This window comes from Microbacterium cucumeris (assembly GCF_058349845.2).
In genome coordinates, this window is the sequence record NZ_JBYRIZ020000005.1 from 235,344 (window position 1) to 252,792 (window position 17,449).

Consider the following 17,449-nt stretch of genomic DNA (forward strand, 5'->3'; position numbering starts at 1 on the left):
CACCACGAAGGCCCCGCCTCCCCTAACACGGCTGGGACGCGGGGCCTTCGTCATGACTGGGCGAGGGTGGTGCGGTAACACAGCGGCAACACAAGGGATCGTGCCGCATGATCGATGCGCCCGCGCACCCGTCAGTGGGCGACGCGGGGCCCGACTTCGCGAGCGCTAGGCTCAGCCCGTGCTGACGAAGGAATCCTCCTCCGCCGAGAGGAGAGAGTCCACATAGGACGTGGCGCGCGTCGCATCGTACCCGCGCAGGATCTGGAGCCGCTCGGCTTCCAGAGATCCCTCGGCGTGGGTGGCGAGGACCGACTGGTACCCGCCGAAGAGCCCGGCCGAGACGTCTCCGATGAGGTGGATCAGGCGCAGGCGATCCTCGGCGGGGATCGCGGCGGCGAAGTACTTCTCGAGCACGGCACGTGTGGACGGGTCTGCCCAGTCCTGTCCGCCGGGGCCGGTGATGATCAATCCACCGGTGAGGTCGACCAGAGTGGCGATGGCGGAGTGGAATCCGTGCGCGAATCTGTGCTTCGCCATGTTCACCGCAAGCGCATCCGGCATCAGCACACCGTGTGCGCCGGGCCGAGCGCGCCGCCACGAGAGCTCGGCGAAGCCACGCACTTCCTCGGCGTAGCAGATCAGATCGGTCATCTTGGCTGCGACGTGACTCGATCGCTCGATGCCGTTCGCCCTCGCGATCTTCTGAGCAGCACCGACGATGATGTCGAGGATCGGCAGCTTGTAGTGGATTGCGGTGAACCGGTGGTAGTCGACGAACGCCAGGGCGAGCGGACCCGCCTTGGTGTGGTCGCCCGCGAGGAACACCCGCTCGCGCGGAATCCGCACGTCATCGAACACCGTCAGGCTCTCGAGCAGCTTGTGTCGAGACGAGATCGGGTGTTCGAAGGTGTTCCGTTCGCCGTGCAGATACGGCGACACGTAGAGACTCAGGCCAGGGGTGTCGATGGGTATCGCGAAAGACACAGCGTAGGCGGCGTCATCCGGCCCCATCGCCCGAGTCGGGAGCACGATCAGTTCGTCCGCGTTCGCCGAGAACGACGTGTGGACCTTGGCGCCTCTCACTGTGATCGACTCGTCGTCTTCGTCGACGATGCGGAGGTAGAGGTCCGGGTCGGCCTGCCGGTGCGGGGGCTTCGATCGATCGCCCTTGACGTCGGTCTGCGCGACCGCCAACGCGACGTCGTTGTCACAGCAGTACTGGTGATAGGCGAGCACTCGCTCGCGTTCAACGCCCTCGGTGGCGCGGAGCAGACCGAACAGGGCGTCAGAGCCGACTTCCTTCAGGACGATGGTGCCCGCGCCGAGCCGGCTCAGCTGCTCGATCAGCTCGCCGCGACGCTGCAGGTCTTCAGCGCTTCGGGGCACCTTGTAGAACGCGGTGTACGGGTTCCCGGAATCATCATGCGCCACGGCGAGTTCCGGATGGCTGCTCGCGATCGAGAACGCCCAGGACGAGTGCGCGATCGCACTGTCGAACTCGGAGAACTCCGTCACATCGGGGACACGCTCCCCGCGATAGATCACGTTCCGATCGTCGCGGAGTCCGTCGCGATACTGAGCCGGTGTCCTGAGTGTCATCGTGTTCCTTCCATGTGGGCTGCTGCCACGGTCTTCAGTTCTCGCCGCAGCACCTTTCCTGCCGCATTGCGAGGGAGGGACGGCAGGAATCGGACCTGCCTCGGATACTTGAAGGCCGCGAGTCGCTCGCGCGCGAACTCGATGATTCCGTCCTCGTCACCGGCGAACGAATCGCGGAGAACGACGAATGCGACGACGCTCTCTCCGCGATAGGGGTCGGGAGCGCCGACGACCGCAACGTCCTGGATGGCCGGATGCTCGAAGAGCACGTCCTCCACTTCGCGCGGCCAGACCTTGAAACCGCCGGCATTGATCTGATCCTTGAGGCGATCGACGACGAAGACCCACCCGTCGGCGTCCACGTACCCGATATCGCCAGTGTGGAGTTCACCGTCGACGATCGCGTGCGAGGTTGCCTCGTCGTTCCGCCAATAGCCCGCGACGACTTGCGGGCCGTGGATGACCAGTTCCCCGAGATCGCCCTGTGCGGCTTCCGTGCCGTCCTCGGCCAGCACGCGCACGGTCGTCTGGCGGACAGGGCGCCCCACGGACACCAGTCCGGTCGCACGATCTTCGGGCGCACGTTCCCCCAGCGGGACGCAGGCGGTCGGCGACGTCGTCTCCGTCAACCCGTAGATGTTGTGGATCGACGTTCCCGTCAGACGCTCGAACTCCGCCGCGACAGCGCGAGCGACGGGAGCGCCGCCGGAATAGACGATGCGCAGGCTCCGAAGTCGGCTCTGCGTGGCGTTGGGTGCGGAGGACAGTGCGAGGAAGATCGTGATGGAGCCGATGGCGAATGTGGCTCGATGTCGTTCGATGAGATCGACAGCAGCTTCGGCATCGAATCGGTAGGCGAGAACCAGTGGCGCCCCGGTGTACAGCGAGAGCCCGATCTGTCCGACGAGACCCGTGACGTGGAACAGCGGTGAGAGTCCGGCGATGACGTCGTCCTGCGTCAGAGTCGTGACTTCGCGAAGGACGTTCACGGCGAAGTCGAGGTTGGCGAAGGAGATCATCGCGCCCTTGGCCGGTCCCGTCGTCCCCGATGTGTATGTCAGCACGGCTGGTTCACCCGGCACGGGCGTCACAGCGTCGCGTCTCGGCGTCGACGCGATCAGTCGCGTCATGTCGAGGGTGGGTGCGGAGACGTCACGTGCCGCGTCGTCTCCCGCGCTCGCAAGGGGTGCGTTGCGGACTCCGAACTCGTACGCGCCCGTGGAGATGGCGGTGCGCACGCTGGTCCCTGACCGAGCGGCCTCGAAGACGGAGGTCAGCGTCTCCAGGTGAACGATCATCGATGCTCCGCTGTCGACGAGCAGTTCGTGCAGCTCCCTCGCCTTGTACATCGGATTGACGTTGACGGCGATGCCTCCGGCGTGCCAGACGCCGAGCAGCGCGATCACGTACTGCGGCACGTTCTGCAAGAAGAGGGCCACTCGCTCGCCGGGGAGGAGCCCGGCTTCGATCAGCGCGGATCCGAAGCTCTCCCCGTGCTCGAGGACCTCGCGCCGCGTGAGAAAGGCGTCGAGGTAGTGGATGAGAGGTGCATCCGACTCGATCTCGACCTGAGCGCGCAACCAGTCCAGCGGGTGTGTGTGATCGGCTTCGTTCACGTTTCTCCTTTGACCCCAACATACATCGGTGTATGGTGAGGTCATCATACACACAGGGGTGCATGGTCGCCCGTGCACCCGTCGTGCAGAGCGCTTCTCAAGGAGGAGAAAATGACAACCGCAGACACCCGACTCGCGGCTTCCCGCAATGAGACGGATCGACTTCGCTTCTTCATCGGTGGACGATGGCAGGAACCTCAGGGCACGGACCGTCACGAACAACTCGAGGCTGCAACGGGTGAGCGCATCGGTGTCGCCGCGCTCGGCGACACGCGCGACGTGGATGCAGCTGTCGCTGCGGCGCGTTCTGCCCTGGATTCGGGCCCCTGGGGGCAGTTCACCCCCGCGGAGCGCGCAGACGCCATGCGCCGATTCGCCCGAGCGTTGGAGAGCCGAGCGGACGAGGCTTCCGAACTGGTGTCCCGCGAGAACGGCATGCCGATCACTCTCTCGCGTGGCTACAACGGTGCTGCGCCCGCAGCCATCCTCGACATGTACGCCGCCATCGCGGACACGTACGCGTACGAGACCGTGCGTCCTTCGGCGCGTGGCGCGACGCTCGTTCGGCAGGTCCCGGTGGGCGTGGTCGCAGCCATCACACCGTGGAACTATCCGCTGGCACTTGCGATGGCGAAGATCGCCCCGGCGCTCGCAGCCGGCTGCACCGTGATCCTGAAGCCGTCGCCCGACACCGCGCTGGACAGCTACCTGTTCGCCGACGCGGCCATCGAGGCCGGCCTGCCCGACGGCGTGCTCAACATCGTTCTGGCCGATCGCGCTGCGGGCGCACATCTGGTCGAACACCCGGGTGTCGACAAGGTGGCGTTCACGGGTTCCACCCAGGCGGGGAAGAAGATCGGCGAGGCCTGCGGCAGGCTCGTGCGCCGCGTCACCCTCGAACTGGGCGGGAAGTCGGCATCGGTCTTCCTCGAAGACGGGCGCATCGAGGACTTCGTGGGATCGCTGGACACGGCGTCCTTCCAGAACAACAGCCAGACATGCACGACTCAGTCGCGCATCCTCGTCGCCAGCAGCCGGTATCACGAGGTGGTGGACGCGCTCGCGGACTACGCTCGTGAGCTCCGCGTCGGTGACCCGTTGGACCCGTCCGTGCAGTGCGGGCCGATGGCCAACGCGCGGCACTTGGACAAGGTGATGTCGTACATCGATCTGGGCCAGCAGGAGGGCGCGAGGCTCGTCGCCGGGGGCTCCCGACCGAAGCACACGGATCCGTCGGGGTTCTTCGTCGAGCCGACGGTGTTCGCCGACGTCGACAATCGAAGCCGATTGGCGACGGAGGAGATCTTCGGCCCCGTCCTCGCCGTCACGCCCTTCGACTCGGAGGACGAAGCCGTCCGCCTGGCCAACGACAGCGTCTTCGGTCTTGCAGGCTCGGTCTACACGGCAGATGAGGAGCGAGGCATCGCCGTCGCTTCGCGCATCCGCACCGGCACCATCGGTGTCAACTACTACGACGCCGACCTCGGCGCCCCCTTCGGAGGCATGAAGGAGAGCGGCATCGGGCGCGAGTTCGGCCCGGAAGCCCTTCAGGGGTTCCTCGAATACCAATCCGTGTATGTGAGCGCCGCGCAGCTCGAGCGCTGATCCGAACAAGGAGATCTCGATGACAGAAACCGCCGAGTCGACCGCCGAGGCGTCGACTCCCCATGAGTTCGACTACTACCACCGCGAGGGGATGCCGCTGCGTCCGGCGCCGCCGCGAATCGTGAGCAGCCCCGACTGGCACGACCTGCGCAGACGTGTTCTCGCCGCGCGAGGACCGGTCGCGGCCGTCCCGACTCGCACCGCTCTGACCGCACGCATCGACGACCACTTCTGGGAGGGCGACGAGGCGATCGACAAGGTCGTGGCGCTCGCCAAGCCCGTGGGGGCGCGGCGGGTGCGCGGCATGCTGGAGCAGGCGATCGCCCACGGTATCGAGTCGGTCGAGGACGCGCCCGAGGAGCTGGTCGAACTGTTCGCACAGTTGGACCGTCTTCCGGAATGGTTCGATCCCGAGCAGTGGGAGAGGGGCAGGGTCGCCCTGGCGAACGCCACTTCTTTCGGTTCGATGGGTGGCCAGCTCGTCAATGTCGTGATGACGACGCAGGGGACCGCAGTCGGCTCGGCCACCGGGGCATCCGGACGATTCGTCAAGGACTACTACCGACGCAGCGTGGAGACGATCGAGTTCTTCCGCGTGATGTCTCGACCCGGGGCGTGGAAGCGTGATTCGGAAGGGTTCGCCACGACGGTTCGGGTTCGGTACATGCACGGTCTCGTGCGGGCTCGTCTTCGCGAACGCTGGGGGGACGAGGCGTTCGCGCGCCACGGGAACCCGATCTCGAACTCCGATATGGCGTTGGGGGTGCCCGCCTACAGCACGATCAATCTCCTGATCGACAATGCGCTTGGGCACAATCACTCCCAGGCCGACCTCGACGCAGCCACGGCCTACTGGGCATACAACGCGTATCTCTTCGGCATCAACGAAGCCATCATTCCGCGATCGGCCGAGGAATCCGTCGAGATGTTCGACTACGTGCTGTCCACGCTCGGCGCCGATGTGCCGCAGTGGGCTCCTGAGCTGTCGGAGACGTTCAGCCGCTCTCTCACCTCCTCGACGTCGGGAGGTGAAGGGGTGCCGTCCTGGAAAGAGAAGCACATCGTGCTGCCGCTGACCGTGGGGTTCGTGCATCGCGTGTGCGGATCGCCCGTGTCCAATCGGATGCTCGGGTCTCTTGGGTTCTCGGACCGGCAGGTCAGCCGGTTCTCCCGTCTGGCCGGTGCGCAGGCATCGCTTCTCGTGCGCATGCAGCGTTTGGCGGACAACCGGCGAGGACGGGAAGAACGCCGGCGGGCACGTGCAGCGAACGGAATCCCCCACCTCGAGGCGGCGGCGAAGGCGGCAGCCGCGGAAGCGCGCAAGCAAGGGATCACGGTCAACTACGAGGGGCACAACGAGAGCAACGCGGCGGACTTCGCGCGGATCTGAGAACGGGGAAGGGGCCCGGCCGTCGCAGCGGCCGGGCCCCTTCGCGCGTCAGGCTTCGGCGGACGGTGACGCCGCGCGCGACATGGCGGCGACCTGCAGCTCCCGGTACAGTCGCCGGACGAGGTCGGTGTTCTCGAGCAGGCCCTTGACCTCGAGCCCCACGAACGTCGCATGGGTGATGTGGGCGAAGTCGCGCGCGGGTCCTGGCTCCAGGCCGGCAAGGGTCATCGACTTCTCGAGCACCGCCACGCGACGAGAGTCGATCTCGGCGAGCCGCCGCTTCACGAGGGCATTCACTCCCGCCCAGGCGCGGAGGGCGTTGTCGATCCGGCTGAAGGACGCGTTGACGGCCGCGTCGATGAGGATCTGACTCCGCTCGGCGAAGGAGGGGGTGCGGTCGAGCAGGTCTTCGATGCGGACGCTGACGGAGCGGTCCCATTCATCGAGCAGTCGGGTGACGAAGTCGTCGAAGGAGGAGAAGTGGTGATAGAAGCTCCCGCGCGAGACTCCCAGCCGCTCGCACACCGAGACAGCGGATACTCCCGCGCCGCCGATCTCCTCGAGGAGTGCGAGACCGGCGACGTAGTAGTCGCTCGGGGTCAGCGGGGATCGAGAAGCCACGGGTCGTATTCTGACATACGCGACGGTGCCGGCTGCTCCTCCCGGTCCCGGAAGGCCGGTGCGCGACGCTCGGCGAACGCCCTGGCGCCCTCGGCGAAATCACCGGCGGTGAGCAGAGCTGTCTGCCCCTCGCGCTCCCTGAGGAACGCAGCGGTCAGCGATGTCAGGCTCGCCCCGTTGACGGCGCGCTTGGTGTGCGCCAGAGCGACAGCGGGCCCCTCGGCCAGAGCTCTTACCGTCGCGACCACCTCGTCCTCCAGGATCTCGGCAGGCAGGGCCTTGGCGATGAGTCCGATCTCGACGGCCTCTGCGGCGCCGACGCGCTCTCCGGTGAGCGCGAGTCGCATTGCCCGCGCCCGTCCGAGGGAAGCGGTCAGGAGAGCCGTCGCGCCGCCGTCCGGCATGAGTCCGACTCGAGCGAATGCGACTTGGAAGAACGCATCCTCTTCGGCCAGAACGAGGTCCGCCGCAAGCGCGAGAGGCACCCCCGCGCCGGCGCACGCCCCCTGAACGACGGCGACCACGGGCGTGGGAGAGTCCACGATCGCGATGACGGCTCGAATCAGCGCATCGATCGCCTCCGTCGCGGCTGTCTCATCCGACAGATGCTGTTGGGTGCTCAGGTCGACCCCTGCGCAGAAAGCGCGACCCTCTCCGCGCAGCACGATGACCCGCCGATCGCTCGGCGCATTCACCACGGCATCTGCCAGCGCTTCGAGCAAGGAGGTGTTCACCGCGTTGAGGCGCTCCGGAGCGGACAGCGTGATCGTCGTCACGCGGTCGACATGGCTCACAGTGACTTCGGGACTACCGGGCTTCGTCATGGCCAGACCTTCCTGCGGGGAGCGTCATCACTCCCGCGTTGCAGTCCAACATACACCCATGTATGCTCCGAGGACGGTCGAGGGAATGAGCCCTCGAACTGCAAGGGAGAAAGGACTCTCATGGATGCAGCAGGAGCCGTCGCCCTCGTCACCGGGGGCGCCTCAGGGTTGGGGCTGGCCACCGCGCGGGCGTTGCGCGGGTCGGGAGCCGTGGTCGTGGTCGTCGATCTGCCCGGGGGTGCCGGGGAAGCGCTCGCGCAGGAGGATCCGGGAGGGATCATCTTCGCGGCGAGTGATGTCCGCAGCGAAGCAGATGTGCAGGCGGCAGTCGATCGGGCGTCCGAGTTCGGCGACCTGCGCATCGTGGTCAACTGCGCGGGCCTCGCGACCTCGGCGCGCGTGGTCGGCAGACGAGGACCCCACCCGCTCGAGGACTTCCAACGCACCATCGACGTGAACCTGGTGGGAACGTTCAACGTCATGCGCCTCTCGCTCGCGCGGATGCTCGAGGTGGCGCCCAGAGGCGAGGAGCGCGGCGTGATCGTGAACACCGCTTCGGTGGCCGCGTTCGACGGACAGATCGGCCAGGCGGCCTACTCCGCCTCGAAAGCCGCAGTGGCGGGCATGACTCTTCCGGTCGCGAGGGAGTTCGCCGCCAGTCTCATCCGGGTCAACGCGATCGCTCCCGGCATCTTCGAGACGCCCATGCTGGCTGCGCTCCCCGCCGATGCGCAGGCATCGCTCGCAACCCAGGTTCCTCATCCGAGTCGTTTCGGCAAGCCGGAGGAGTTCGCTGCCCTCGTGCAGCACATCATCGCCAACCCGATGATCAACGGGGAAACCATCCGGCTCGACGGAGCCATCCGAATGGCAGCGCGTTAGGGGCTCACCATGATCAGGACACCATTCACCGAAGCCTTCGGTATCGAGGCGCCCATCGTCCAGGGAGGCATGATGTGGGTCGGCCGCGCCGGGCTGGCCGCAGCGGTCTCGAATGCCGGAGGTCTCGGCATCATCACGGCTCTGACGCAGCCGACTCCCGAGGCTCTTTGCGCGGAGATCGAGCATGCGCGTTCGCTGACGGATCGACCGTTCGGTGTCAATCTCACGATTCTTCCGTCGATCAATCCGCCGCCGTACCGGGAATACGTCGAGGCGATCGTGCAGTCCGGCGCTCCGGTGGTGGAGACGGCGGGCTCCAGCCCGGAGGTGTTCCTTCCCGTGCTCAAGGAGCACGGGATCAAGGTGATCCACAAGTGCACGAGCATCCGACATGCCCTGACGGCGCAGAGACTGGGCGTGGATGCGATCTCGATCGACGGGTTCGAATGCGCCGGCCACCCCGGCGAAGACGACATCCCCGGTCTGGTGCTCATCCCGGCTGCGGCGCGGCGCATCCACATTCCCATGATCGCGTCCGGCGGGTTCGCCGATGGGCGCGGACTCGCCGCCGCTCTCGCCCTCGGAGCCGACGGCATCAACATGGGTACGCGGTTCATGTCGACGGTGGAGTCGCCCATCCATCAGACGGTCAAGGAGCGCATCGTCGAGGCCAGCGAGCTCGATACCGAGCTGATCTTCCGTCCGCTGCGCAACACCGCACGAGTCGCGGCAAACGCCGTGAGCCGTCAGGTCGTCGACATCCTTGGACGCGGGGGAGAGTTCGGCGATGTTCGTGATCTGGTCGCGGGCGCTCGCGGACGCACGGTGTACGAGACGGGTGACATCGATGCGGGGATCTGGACGGTCGGAACCTCGCAGGGGCTCATCCACGACATTCCGACGTGTGAGGAGCTCGTGGCGCGAATCGTCCGTGAAGCCGAGGAAGTGATCGACGGCCGACTGCGATCGCTGCTGCACGACCACCGCTCGGTGGCAGAAGTCGTCGCATGACTCACGCGGTCATCGTCGATGCGGTTCGCACCCCGTCCGGCAGGGGAAAGCCCGGTGGAGCGCTGTCCAGCGTGCACTCGATCGACCTCCTCGCGCACGTGCTCCGGGCGCTGGTCGACCGCAGCGGTGTGGATCCGGAGCTCATAGACGACGTCATCGGCGGATGCGTTCAGCAGGTCGGGGAGCAGTCGACGAATCTGACGCGGTCGGCGGTCCTGGCTGCCGGATGGCCGCACAGCGTGCCTGCGACCACCATCGACCGGCAGTGCGGATCGAGCCAGCAGGCGATCTCGTTCGCGGCGCAGGCTGTCATGGCCGGAGTGCAGGACATCGTCGTCGCCTGCGGTGTGGAGTCCATGAGCCGAGTTCCGATGGGAACAGGGGCAGGGGAGAGCGACACATCGGGAGACGCGCTCCGCTCGCGCTACCCGCATGGCTTGGTCCACCAGGGCATCGCTGCCGAGCTGATCGCTGCGAAGTGGGGTCTGTCTCGGCGTGAACTGGACGAGTATGCGGCGCGATCACACGACCGAGCCTCGCGCGCCGCGACCACCGGCCTTTTCGACGACGAGATCGCGCCTGTGCCTCTCTCCGATGATCGGGGCGAGTGGCACCATGCGGTCGACGAGACCGTGAGACCGCAGACGACCATCGAGCGGCTGAGCGGACTGCCGTCTGCGTTTCACTCCGAGGCGATGTCCGAACGATTCGGGCACCTCGAGTGGAACATCACCGCGGGCAACTCCTCTCCCTACACGGACGGCGCCTCGGCCGTGCTCATCATGTCGGAAGTGCGCGCCCACGAGCTCGGACTGCGACCGCGCGCGCGCTTCGTGTCTTTCTCCGTCCTGGGCGACGATCCCGTCATGATGCTGACCGCTCCCATCCCTGCCACGAAGCGCGTGCTCCAGCGAAGCGGTCTCACGATCGAGGATATCGATGCGTACGAGGTCAACGAGGCGTTCGCGTCGATCCCCCTGGCATGGGCGCGGGAACTCCGCGCAGACGAGGAGAGGTTGAATCCGCGCGGCGGCGCAATCGCGCTCGGTCACCCGCTCGGGGCCTCAGGGGCTCGTCTGATGACGACCCTGGTGAATCACTTGGAAGCCACGGGCGGACGCTACGGCCTGCAGACAATGTGCGAAGGCGGCGGGCTCGCCAACGCCACCATCATCGAGAGAATCTAGGAACCCGTCATGCTCCCTGCAGCGCATTCCGCTGACGTCACCGCCGCTCCCGTCACGACCGCCTTCCGCGGACATCTCGCGATCGTCACCCTGAACCGTCCTGAGGCTCTGAACGCCATCAACGCCGCACTCGCAACCGCGCTCGGAGAAGCGCTGGAAGAGGCGGCGCGGAACGAGCAGGTGCGCGCCATCGTGGTGACGGGGTCGGGCCGTGCGTTCAGCGCGGGAATGGATCTGAAAGCCTTCGCGAGAGGGGAGAAGGCGGAGCATCCGCTTCACCCGGAGTGGGGTTTCGGCGGGTTCGCGCGCCACCCCGTCGACGTGCCCGTGATCGCAGCAGTGAACGGAATCGCGGTCGGAGGGGGAGCGGAACTCGCGCTCGCATGCGATCTCGTCATCGCGTCAGAGGAGGCGCGCTTCGGATTCCCCGAGGTGACGCGAGGACTGGTCGCCGCGGCAGGAGGGGTCTTCCGGCTTCCTCGGCTGGTGCCCCGCCGAGTGGCACTCGAGTTGCTCCTGACAGGAGAGATCATCAGCGCCCATCGGGCAGTCGAGCTCGGGCTGGCCAACGATGTCGTCCCGCAGGAATCGCTGCTCGAGGTCGCCTGCGCGCTCGGGGAGAGGATCGCCGCGAATGCGCCCCTGGCTGTGCAGGCCACCAAGCGATTCGTCCACGAAGAGCAGCGTTACGGGAGCGCCTGGGATCAGCGCATCTGGGACGCACACGACGAGACCGTCATGCCGGTCTTCGATTCCCGCGACGCTGCTGAAGGGGCGCGGGCCTTCGCTGAGAAGCGCACTCCGGAATGGGCCGGCCGCTGAGCCGCTTCAGCGGCGCTGAACACAACCGATAGGAACCACGTGAACATCGAGAGAATCCTCCCGAGTCCTGAAGCAGCTGAAGCGCTCGACCTCGTCCGCCAATTCGCCAAACGCGAGATGGACCCGATCGTCGCCGAATCGGAGCGCACGGGTACCTATCCTGAGGGGCTCTTCGCCTCGTTGGGCGAGATGGGGCTGCTGTCTCTGCCCTTCGATGAGGCGGACGGCGGGTCCGGTCAACCCTACGAGGTCTACCTCCAGGTCTTGGAGGAGGTATCCCGTCATTGGGCCGCGGTAGGCGTGGCGATGAGTGTGCACACCATGGCTGCCGCCGCGATCGCCGGCTTCGCTGCCCCCGAGCAGCGCGAGAAGTGGCTCCAGCCGATGCTCGAAGGGCGGATGATCGGCGCCTACAGCCTCTCCGAACCTGATGCGGGCTCGGATGTCTCGGCGCTGCGGTGCCGGGCTGACCGCGTGGACGGAGGCTATCGGGTCGACGGTGAGAAGTCATGGATCACGCATGGGGACCGGGCTGACGTCTACGTGCTCTTTGCGCGCACCGCGGTGGGGGCAAAAGGGGTAAGTGCATTCATCGCGCCGCGGGACACCCCCGGTCTCGAGTTCAGTGACCCGGTTCGGAAGATGGGCTTGTCGGCTGTACCGACCGCGTCTGCGTTCTGGGACGGCGCTGTCCTTCCCGAGCACGCCCTGCTCGGCGCGGAGGGGCAAGGGCTCGGTATCGCGCTCGGAGCGCTGGATGCAGGGCGCCTGGGCATTGCGGCGGTCGCCACGGGGCTGGCGCAAGCCGCACTCGATGTTGCGGCACAGTACGCCAACGAGCGCAGCGCCTTCGGAGCGCCCATCATCCGGCATCAGGGGGTGGGATTCCTGCTCGCCGACATGGTCGCAGCCGTCGAGACGGCCAGAGCGATGTACCTCGACGCGGCACGGCGGAAGGACCAAGGCTTCAACTTCACGCGACAGGCGTCGGTGGCCAAGCTCGTCGCGACAGACGCGGCGATGCGCGTGACCACCGATGCCGTTCAAGTGCTCGGCGGTGCCGGATACACGACGGACTTCCCCGTCGAACGGTTCATGCGTGAGGCCAAAGTCATGCAGATCTTCGAGGGCACGAACCAGATCCAGCGGCTCGTCATCAGTCGCCAACTGGTCGCCTGACGCCGAATCGAAGCATCGACGCGCATGACGGCAACACAATACGACACCTCCGATCTTCCTGGCGGGGCGACCGCGCTTGGGCAGCTCAGCACCGCGACGCGTTTTGTGGACGGCCAGGAGTACGCGACGTCTTACCCGGCATACGATGCGGCGTACCGCCCCCTGCAGGTCGAGACCTCTCTCGGGACAGACTCCGATCTGCAGGGCCTGTCGGGGGCGTCGTTCACGACCGAGTACGGGTATGCGGCTGACGGGCAGATTGCAGAGATCACGTTCCCGCAAGTCGTCGACGGGGATGGTGGTCTTGTCCTCGGGCAAGAAACGGTCACGACCCGGTTTGACGCGGCGTCGATGCCGTCATGGATGAGCGGCGGGTTCGGGTGGGGCACATATGTAGCGGACTCCCGATGGACTGCTGACGGGAAACCGCTCGTGCAGGATCTCGGGAACACGTACGGCGCGGCGGTGTCGTACGACTGGGACGACGCCACGCAACGACTCAATGGTGTTCGTTTGGACCGGGAGCGCGTGGATGGCGCGGAACTCAATGTCGCCTACGGGTACGACCAAGCCGGAAACGTCACCAGCGTCATCGACAATGGTCAAACCGCGACCGGCGTGGATCTGCTGGACGCGCAATGCTTCAGCTATGACGGGCTCCGCCGGCTGCAGGTCGCGTGGACCGACGTGCAGTCTGACTGTGATCGGGCGGATGTGTCGGCCGCGGATGTCGGCGGTGTCACGCCGTATTGGACCGAGTATGAGTATGACGTGTTGGGTAACCGGACGCGGATGGTGGAGCGTGCCGGGGATGCGGCGACGACGGTGTATGAGCATGGTGCCGGATCGGCGGGTCCGCATCAGCTGACGTCGATGACGCGGACTGTGTCGGGTGAGTCGGTGGCGACGTCGTTCACGTGGGACGCGGCCGGTAACCAGACGTCCCGGACCATGGATGGCACGGTGCAGTCTCAGGTGTGGGATGCGGAGGGGGAGCTTGTCTCCGTTACCGGCGGTGGGGAGGACATCTCGAATGTGTTCGACGCGTCCGGGAACCGGCTGGTGCGCATCGACGAGACCGGTGCGACGGTGTTCTTGCCGTCGGGGCAGGAGGTGCGGGCCACGGAGGAGGGGGTGTCGGCGACCCGCTGGTACTCGTTCGCGGGTGTCACGGTCGCGACCCGGGGTGGGTCCGGGTTCGCGGGTGTGGCCAGTGTGGTTACGGACGCGCACGGTACGCCGGTCGCGACGGTGCAGAACACGGACTGGACGGCACAGGTGTCCCGGATCCGTACGGACCCGTTCGGTGCGGCCAGGGCGGGGGAAGTCGGCGAGGTTGCCGGGCGCGGGTTCCTCGGCGCCCCGACCGATGCGGGTGGGCTCAGCCTTCTGGGTGCCCGGTTCTACGACCCGAGCACGGGGACGTTCTTGAGCGTGGACCCGGAGCTTGCCCCGGGGAACCCGGCACAGTTCAACGCGTACGTGTATGCAGGCAACAACCCGCTCACCTGGGCGGACCCGACCGGACGGAACTGGTTCGGTGACGCCTGGAAGAACGTCACCGGCTGGGTCGACAAACACAAGGCCGACATCGCCGGCATCGCTGTCGGTGTGGCCACGACCGCGGGGTGTCTGGCCTTTACGGGAGGGACCGGGAGTCTCCTGTGTATCGTTGCGGGCAGCACGGCCGGGTCCGGGGTCTCGAACCTGATCCGGCAGGCCGAGTCCGGCAAGCCTTTTGACATGACCAGCTTCGCCAGAGACTCCCTTGTCGGGGCCGCACTCGGTCTCGTCGGCGGAGTCGTCGCGAACGCGGTCGTGAAGGTCGCCCCAATCGCGGCGAGCTGGCTCACAACGACGCTAACCAACACCTCAAACAAGATCGCAACGGCCGCCGCAACTGCGACCAAACAGGTGGCGAACGCCTTCCAGAGCGTAGCCACGAAGTTCCAGTCCGGAGTATCGAGCATCCGGTCGACTGTCGCGAGTAAACTGCACCTCGCCAGCAGGCCCACGCAGTCAGCAAGCAATCGTGGTGAGCAGCTGGCCTGGACCTCATGGGTGAACTATCCGAAAGTGACGCAGGGGGCTAATCAGTACGCTCAGATCGGCAACAGGCTCTACACCCACCATGCAGTTGACAGAATGCAGCCGAGCGGGCTTGGTTCCCCGGCGGGGGCAGCTTCGCCGGGCAGGAGCGTGTCACCCAATTTCGTCGAGGATGTGCTGAGCAGCGTCCGGGGCACATCAGTGACGGGTCCAAGAGGCGAGCCTAGAATGTCGTTCGTCAGCGGAAGTGTAGAGGTCATTACAGAGGATGAAATTGTGATCACGGTGATAACGCGATGACTATGAATGACTATAATATTTCTGTCACCCGGAGGGTTCTCGTAGCGGTTTCGGAGTTTGAGGCAGGAAGACGTTCTCTTGCATCTGTGCAGGAAGCTTTGGGAAGCTCGATCCCCCTCTTTGAAAATGATGGGTCAAGAGTGGCTGAGGAAGTGCGTCTTGCTGAAGCCGACCTTGAGAAAATCCGCTACGCAACTCTCCTCGAGGAACAATTTCTGGCGGCCAGGAGGCGGCTTCAGAGTTTGCGTGAGAGCCTCGTGGCTTCTATCGATCGATAAGTTGTCTCGGACAGACGTCACATGAATCAGCCTGTATGGGTATGACGTCCACTGGTGTTAGCGGGGGTCAGGTCTGGATCAGACTCCTCCGATTGGATGGGCATTCCTGGCTGGGTATAGTGCTCTCGGCGATCGTTCCCGATCCCGATCAAGTCTCACAGTGGGGGCTCGGATGAATGAACTGATCGCTGCCATCCAATGGGACGGCCGAAGCATCGTGTTGAGCGTCTTCGGAATCTGGCCGAACGGGACGGGGTCTGTTGTGCCGGAGGTGGAGGTGATTGCGGGCGCCGCAAATTATCGAGCGTACCTACCTTGAGGACGTGGATGGCTGCCTTGAGGGAAAGCCCTGCTTTGATTCGCCCTGAGTTTCGTTCCGTCCTTTTCTTTTGGAGGATGGATTCATGCCAGGACCGTATCCGGACGACTTCCGTCAGCGCGCGTTGCGGATGTTGAGCGAGGCTCGCCCCGATCACAAGACCGATCACGCCGCGATCAAGCACGTCGCCGGAAAGCTCGGCGTTAACCCCGAGACGCTGCGTTTGTGGAAGAAGCGCGTCGACGTTGACGAGGGCCGCCAGCCGGGGACCTCGAGCGAGGCGCAGGCGGAGATTAAGCGGTTGAAGAAGCAGATCGCCGAGTTGGAGAAGGCGAACGAGATACTCCGGTCGGCGAGCGTGTTTTTCGCGACCGAGCTCGGCCGCCCCTCGTCGAGATGATCGCGTTCGTCGACAAGATGCGTGATCGTTTCGGGGTCGAGCTCGTCTGCCGTGTGATGCGGCAAGCCGAGGTGGGCTTCCTCACCGTCCGCGGATACCGGGCTGCAAAGGCGCGTCCCGCGTCAGCGCGGCAGCTGCGGGACGCGCTGTTGATCCCGGAGATCACCCGGCTGCATGCGGAGAACTACGGCGTCTACGGGGTCCGGAAGATGCATGCGCTGCTGCGGCGGCAGGGCTGGGTGATCGGTCGGGATCAGACCGGCCGGCTGATGCGGATCGCGGGCGTTCACGGGGTGAAGCGGTCGAAGAAGGTCTTCACCACGAAGTCCGACCCGTTGCACGAGAAGCCGAGGGTTCTCGTGCACCGACGGTTCGTCGCGGACGCGCCCCGCAGGCTCTGGGTCGCGGACGTGACCTATGTCGCGACGTGGTCCGGGCTCGCTTACGTCGCGTTCGTCACCGACGTGTTCTCCCGCCGCATCGTCGGATGGAACGTCGCCGCGACACTCAAAGCCGACATCCTGCCGCTCCAAGCGTTGAACATGGCGGCGTGGGCTGCGGACGGGAACCTCCACGGGCTCGTGCATCACGCGGACCACGGTTCGAACTACCTCGCCGTGGTCTACACGGACCGGATCGAGGAGCTCGGCGCGACGCCGTCGACAGGAACCGTCGGCGACAGTTTCGACAACGCGATGGCTGAGGCCGTCAACGGGCTCTACAAGACCGAGTTGATCCGTCGCCGCGGCCCATGGCGCACGGTCGAGCAGGTCGAACTCGCGACACTCGAGTACGTGTGGTGGTGGAACAACCAGCGCCTCCACGGAGAACTCGGCATGCGCACCCCCGCCGAGGTCGAAGCCGACTACTACGCTGGCCTCGACACACCCTTGGGAACACCCGTCTCCCAAGCCGCCCGATAGGAACGAAACTCAGGGCGAATCAGTCGATCCGACGAAGGGACCTCGCGTATTGGGACATCCGCGTCGATGACTGGATCGTCGAGCCTGGCTCGTATGTGTTCGACGTCGCGGCGTCGAGCCGTGATATTCGGTCCTCCGCGGAGCTCGCGCTGGACGGTGACGTTGTCGACTTGCCTCTGACGATGGAATCGACGCTCGCTGACCTCTTCGCGGATCCCGTAGCCGGCCCGATTGTGCAGGAGGCGATGCAGCAAGTGGCAGATGGCGCCGTCGCAGAAATGATCGCGCAACACCCTCATGTCATGAAAGTCCTCAGCTCGATCCCTATCTCTCGTGCTGCGGGCGATGGCCGGGGTAGCTTCACGTACGAGCAGCTTGAGGGCCTCGTCGCGTTGTCCCGTGAGCGCGCCTAGCGCGCGCAGCGGCGCACGGGCTTGACCTCCT

15 protein-coding genes are annotated in these 17,449 nt (G+C 65.8%); 11 read left to right on the forward strand and 4 right to left on the reverse strand.

Going from position 1 to position 17,449, the window contains the following annotated elements; translation table 11 throughout:
- Positions 1-171: 171 nt before the first annotated feature.
- Together AC3RXZ_RS14700 and AC3RXZ_RS14705 are read right to left on the reverse strand one after the other, a co-directional pair.
- Positions 172-1,599, reverse strand: coding sequence for a 4-hydroxyphenylacetate 3-hydroxylase N-terminal domain-containing protein (locus AC3RXZ_RS14700; RefSeq protein ID WP_491494503.1), 1,428 nt, complete (start codon positions 1,597-1,599; stop codon positions 172-174).
- Entirely contained in the window at positions 1,596-3,215 is a 1,620-nt protein-coding gene (locus AC3RXZ_RS14705) for an AMP-binding protein (protein ID WP_491494504.1), read from the reverse strand. Before AC3RXZ_RS14705 ends, AC3RXZ_RS14700 begins: the two co-directional genes overlap by 4 nt.
- Positions 3,216-3,326: 111 nt before the next feature.
- Between AC3RXZ_RS14705 and AC3RXZ_RS14710 the strand changes: the two genes are divergently transcribed.
- A complete protein-coding gene (locus tag AC3RXZ_RS14710) occupies positions 3,327-4,820 on the forward strand; it encodes an aldehyde dehydrogenase (RefSeq protein ID WP_491494505.1) in 1,494 nt (497 codons plus the stop codon).
- A 19-nt stretch (positions 4,821-4,839) separates the two neighbouring features.
- Entirely contained in the window at positions 4,840-6,210 is a 1,371-nt protein-coding gene (locus AC3RXZ_RS14715; protein ID WP_491494506.1) for an oxygenase MpaB family protein, read from the forward strand.
- Between the two features lie 48 nt (positions 6,211-6,258).
- Here the strand turns inward: AC3RXZ_RS14715 and AC3RXZ_RS14720 are convergent, their stop codons facing one another.
- Both AC3RXZ_RS14720 and AC3RXZ_RS14725 read right to left on the reverse strand, forming a co-directional pair.
- Positions 6,259-6,831 carry a TetR/AcrR family transcriptional regulator gene (locus AC3RXZ_RS14720; RefSeq protein WP_491494507.1) on the reverse strand — a complete coding sequence of 191 codons (573 nt, stop codon included), beginning with the start codon at positions 6,829-6,831 and terminating at the stop codon, positions 6,259-6,261.
- Positions 6,810-7,655: an enoyl-CoA hydratase-related protein gene (locus AC3RXZ_RS14725; RefSeq protein WP_491494508.1), complete on the reverse strand. Its 846-nt coding sequence runs from the start codon at positions 7,653-7,655 to the stop codon at positions 6,810-6,812. Before AC3RXZ_RS14725 ends, AC3RXZ_RS14720 begins: the two co-directional genes overlap by 22 nt.
- Before the next feature lie 120 nt (positions 7,656-7,775).
- On the opposite strand from AC3RXZ_RS14725, the gene AC3RXZ_RS14730 reads away from it, so the two are divergent.
- The 9 genes from AC3RXZ_RS14730 to AC3RXZ_RS14770 all read left to right on the forward strand — a co-directional run bounded on the left by AC3RXZ_RS14730 (position 7,776) and on the right by AC3RXZ_RS14770 (position 17,418).
- Positions 7,776-8,537: an SDR family NAD(P)-dependent oxidoreductase gene (locus AC3RXZ_RS14730; protein WP_491494509.1), complete on the forward strand. Its 762-nt coding sequence runs from the start codon at positions 7,776-7,778 to the stop codon at positions 8,535-8,537.
- Between the two features lie 9 nt (positions 8,538-8,546).
- Entirely contained in the window at positions 8,547-9,548 is a 1,002-nt protein-coding gene (locus AC3RXZ_RS14735) for an NAD(P)H-dependent flavin oxidoreductase (protein ID WP_491494510.1), read from the forward strand.
- Positions 9,545-10,735: a thiolase family protein gene (locus tag AC3RXZ_RS14740; RefSeq protein WP_491494511.1), complete on the forward strand. Its 1,191-nt coding sequence runs from the start codon at positions 9,545-9,547 to the stop codon at positions 10,733-10,735. Before AC3RXZ_RS14735 ends, AC3RXZ_RS14740 begins: the two co-directional genes overlap by 4 nt.
- Positions 10,736-10,744: 9 nt before the next feature.
- Positions 10,745-11,557 carry a crotonase/enoyl-CoA hydratase family protein gene (locus AC3RXZ_RS14745; protein WP_491494512.1) on the forward strand — a complete coding sequence of 271 codons (813 nt, stop codon included), beginning with the start codon at positions 10,745-10,747 and terminating at the stop codon, positions 11,555-11,557.
- Positions 11,558-11,596: 39 nt separating this feature from the next.
- Positions 11,597-12,736, forward strand: coding sequence for an acyl-CoA dehydrogenase family protein (locus tag AC3RXZ_RS14750; protein WP_491494513.1), 1,140 nt, complete (start codon positions 11,597-11,599; stop codon positions 12,734-12,736).
- Between the two features lie 24 nt (positions 12,737-12,760).
- Positions 12,761-15,085 carry an RHS repeat-associated core domain-containing protein gene (locus AC3RXZ_RS14755; RefSeq protein WP_491494514.1) on the forward strand — a complete coding sequence of 775 codons (2,325 nt, stop codon included), beginning with the start codon at positions 12,761-12,763 and terminating at the stop codon, positions 15,083-15,085.
- 682 nt (positions 15,086-15,767) lie between these two features.
- Entirely contained in the window at positions 15,768-16,082 is a 315-nt protein-coding gene (locus AC3RXZ_RS14760) for a transposase (RefSeq protein WP_491494515.1), read from the forward strand.
- Positions 16,079-17,005, forward strand: coding sequence for an IS3 family transposase (locus tag AC3RXZ_RS14765; protein ID WP_491494516.1), 927 nt, complete (start codon positions 16,079-16,081; stop codon positions 17,003-17,005). The genes AC3RXZ_RS14760 and AC3RXZ_RS14765 overlap by 4 nt, the downstream gene beginning before the upstream one ends.
- Positions 17,006-17,031: 26 nt before the next feature.
- Positions 17,032-17,418 carry a fibronectin type III-like domain-contianing protein gene (locus AC3RXZ_RS14770; protein WP_491494575.1) on the forward strand — a complete coding sequence of 129 codons (387 nt, stop codon included), beginning with the start codon at positions 17,032-17,034 and terminating at the stop codon, positions 17,416-17,418.
- The last annotated feature ends 31 nt before the right edge of the window (positions 17,419-17,449 follow it).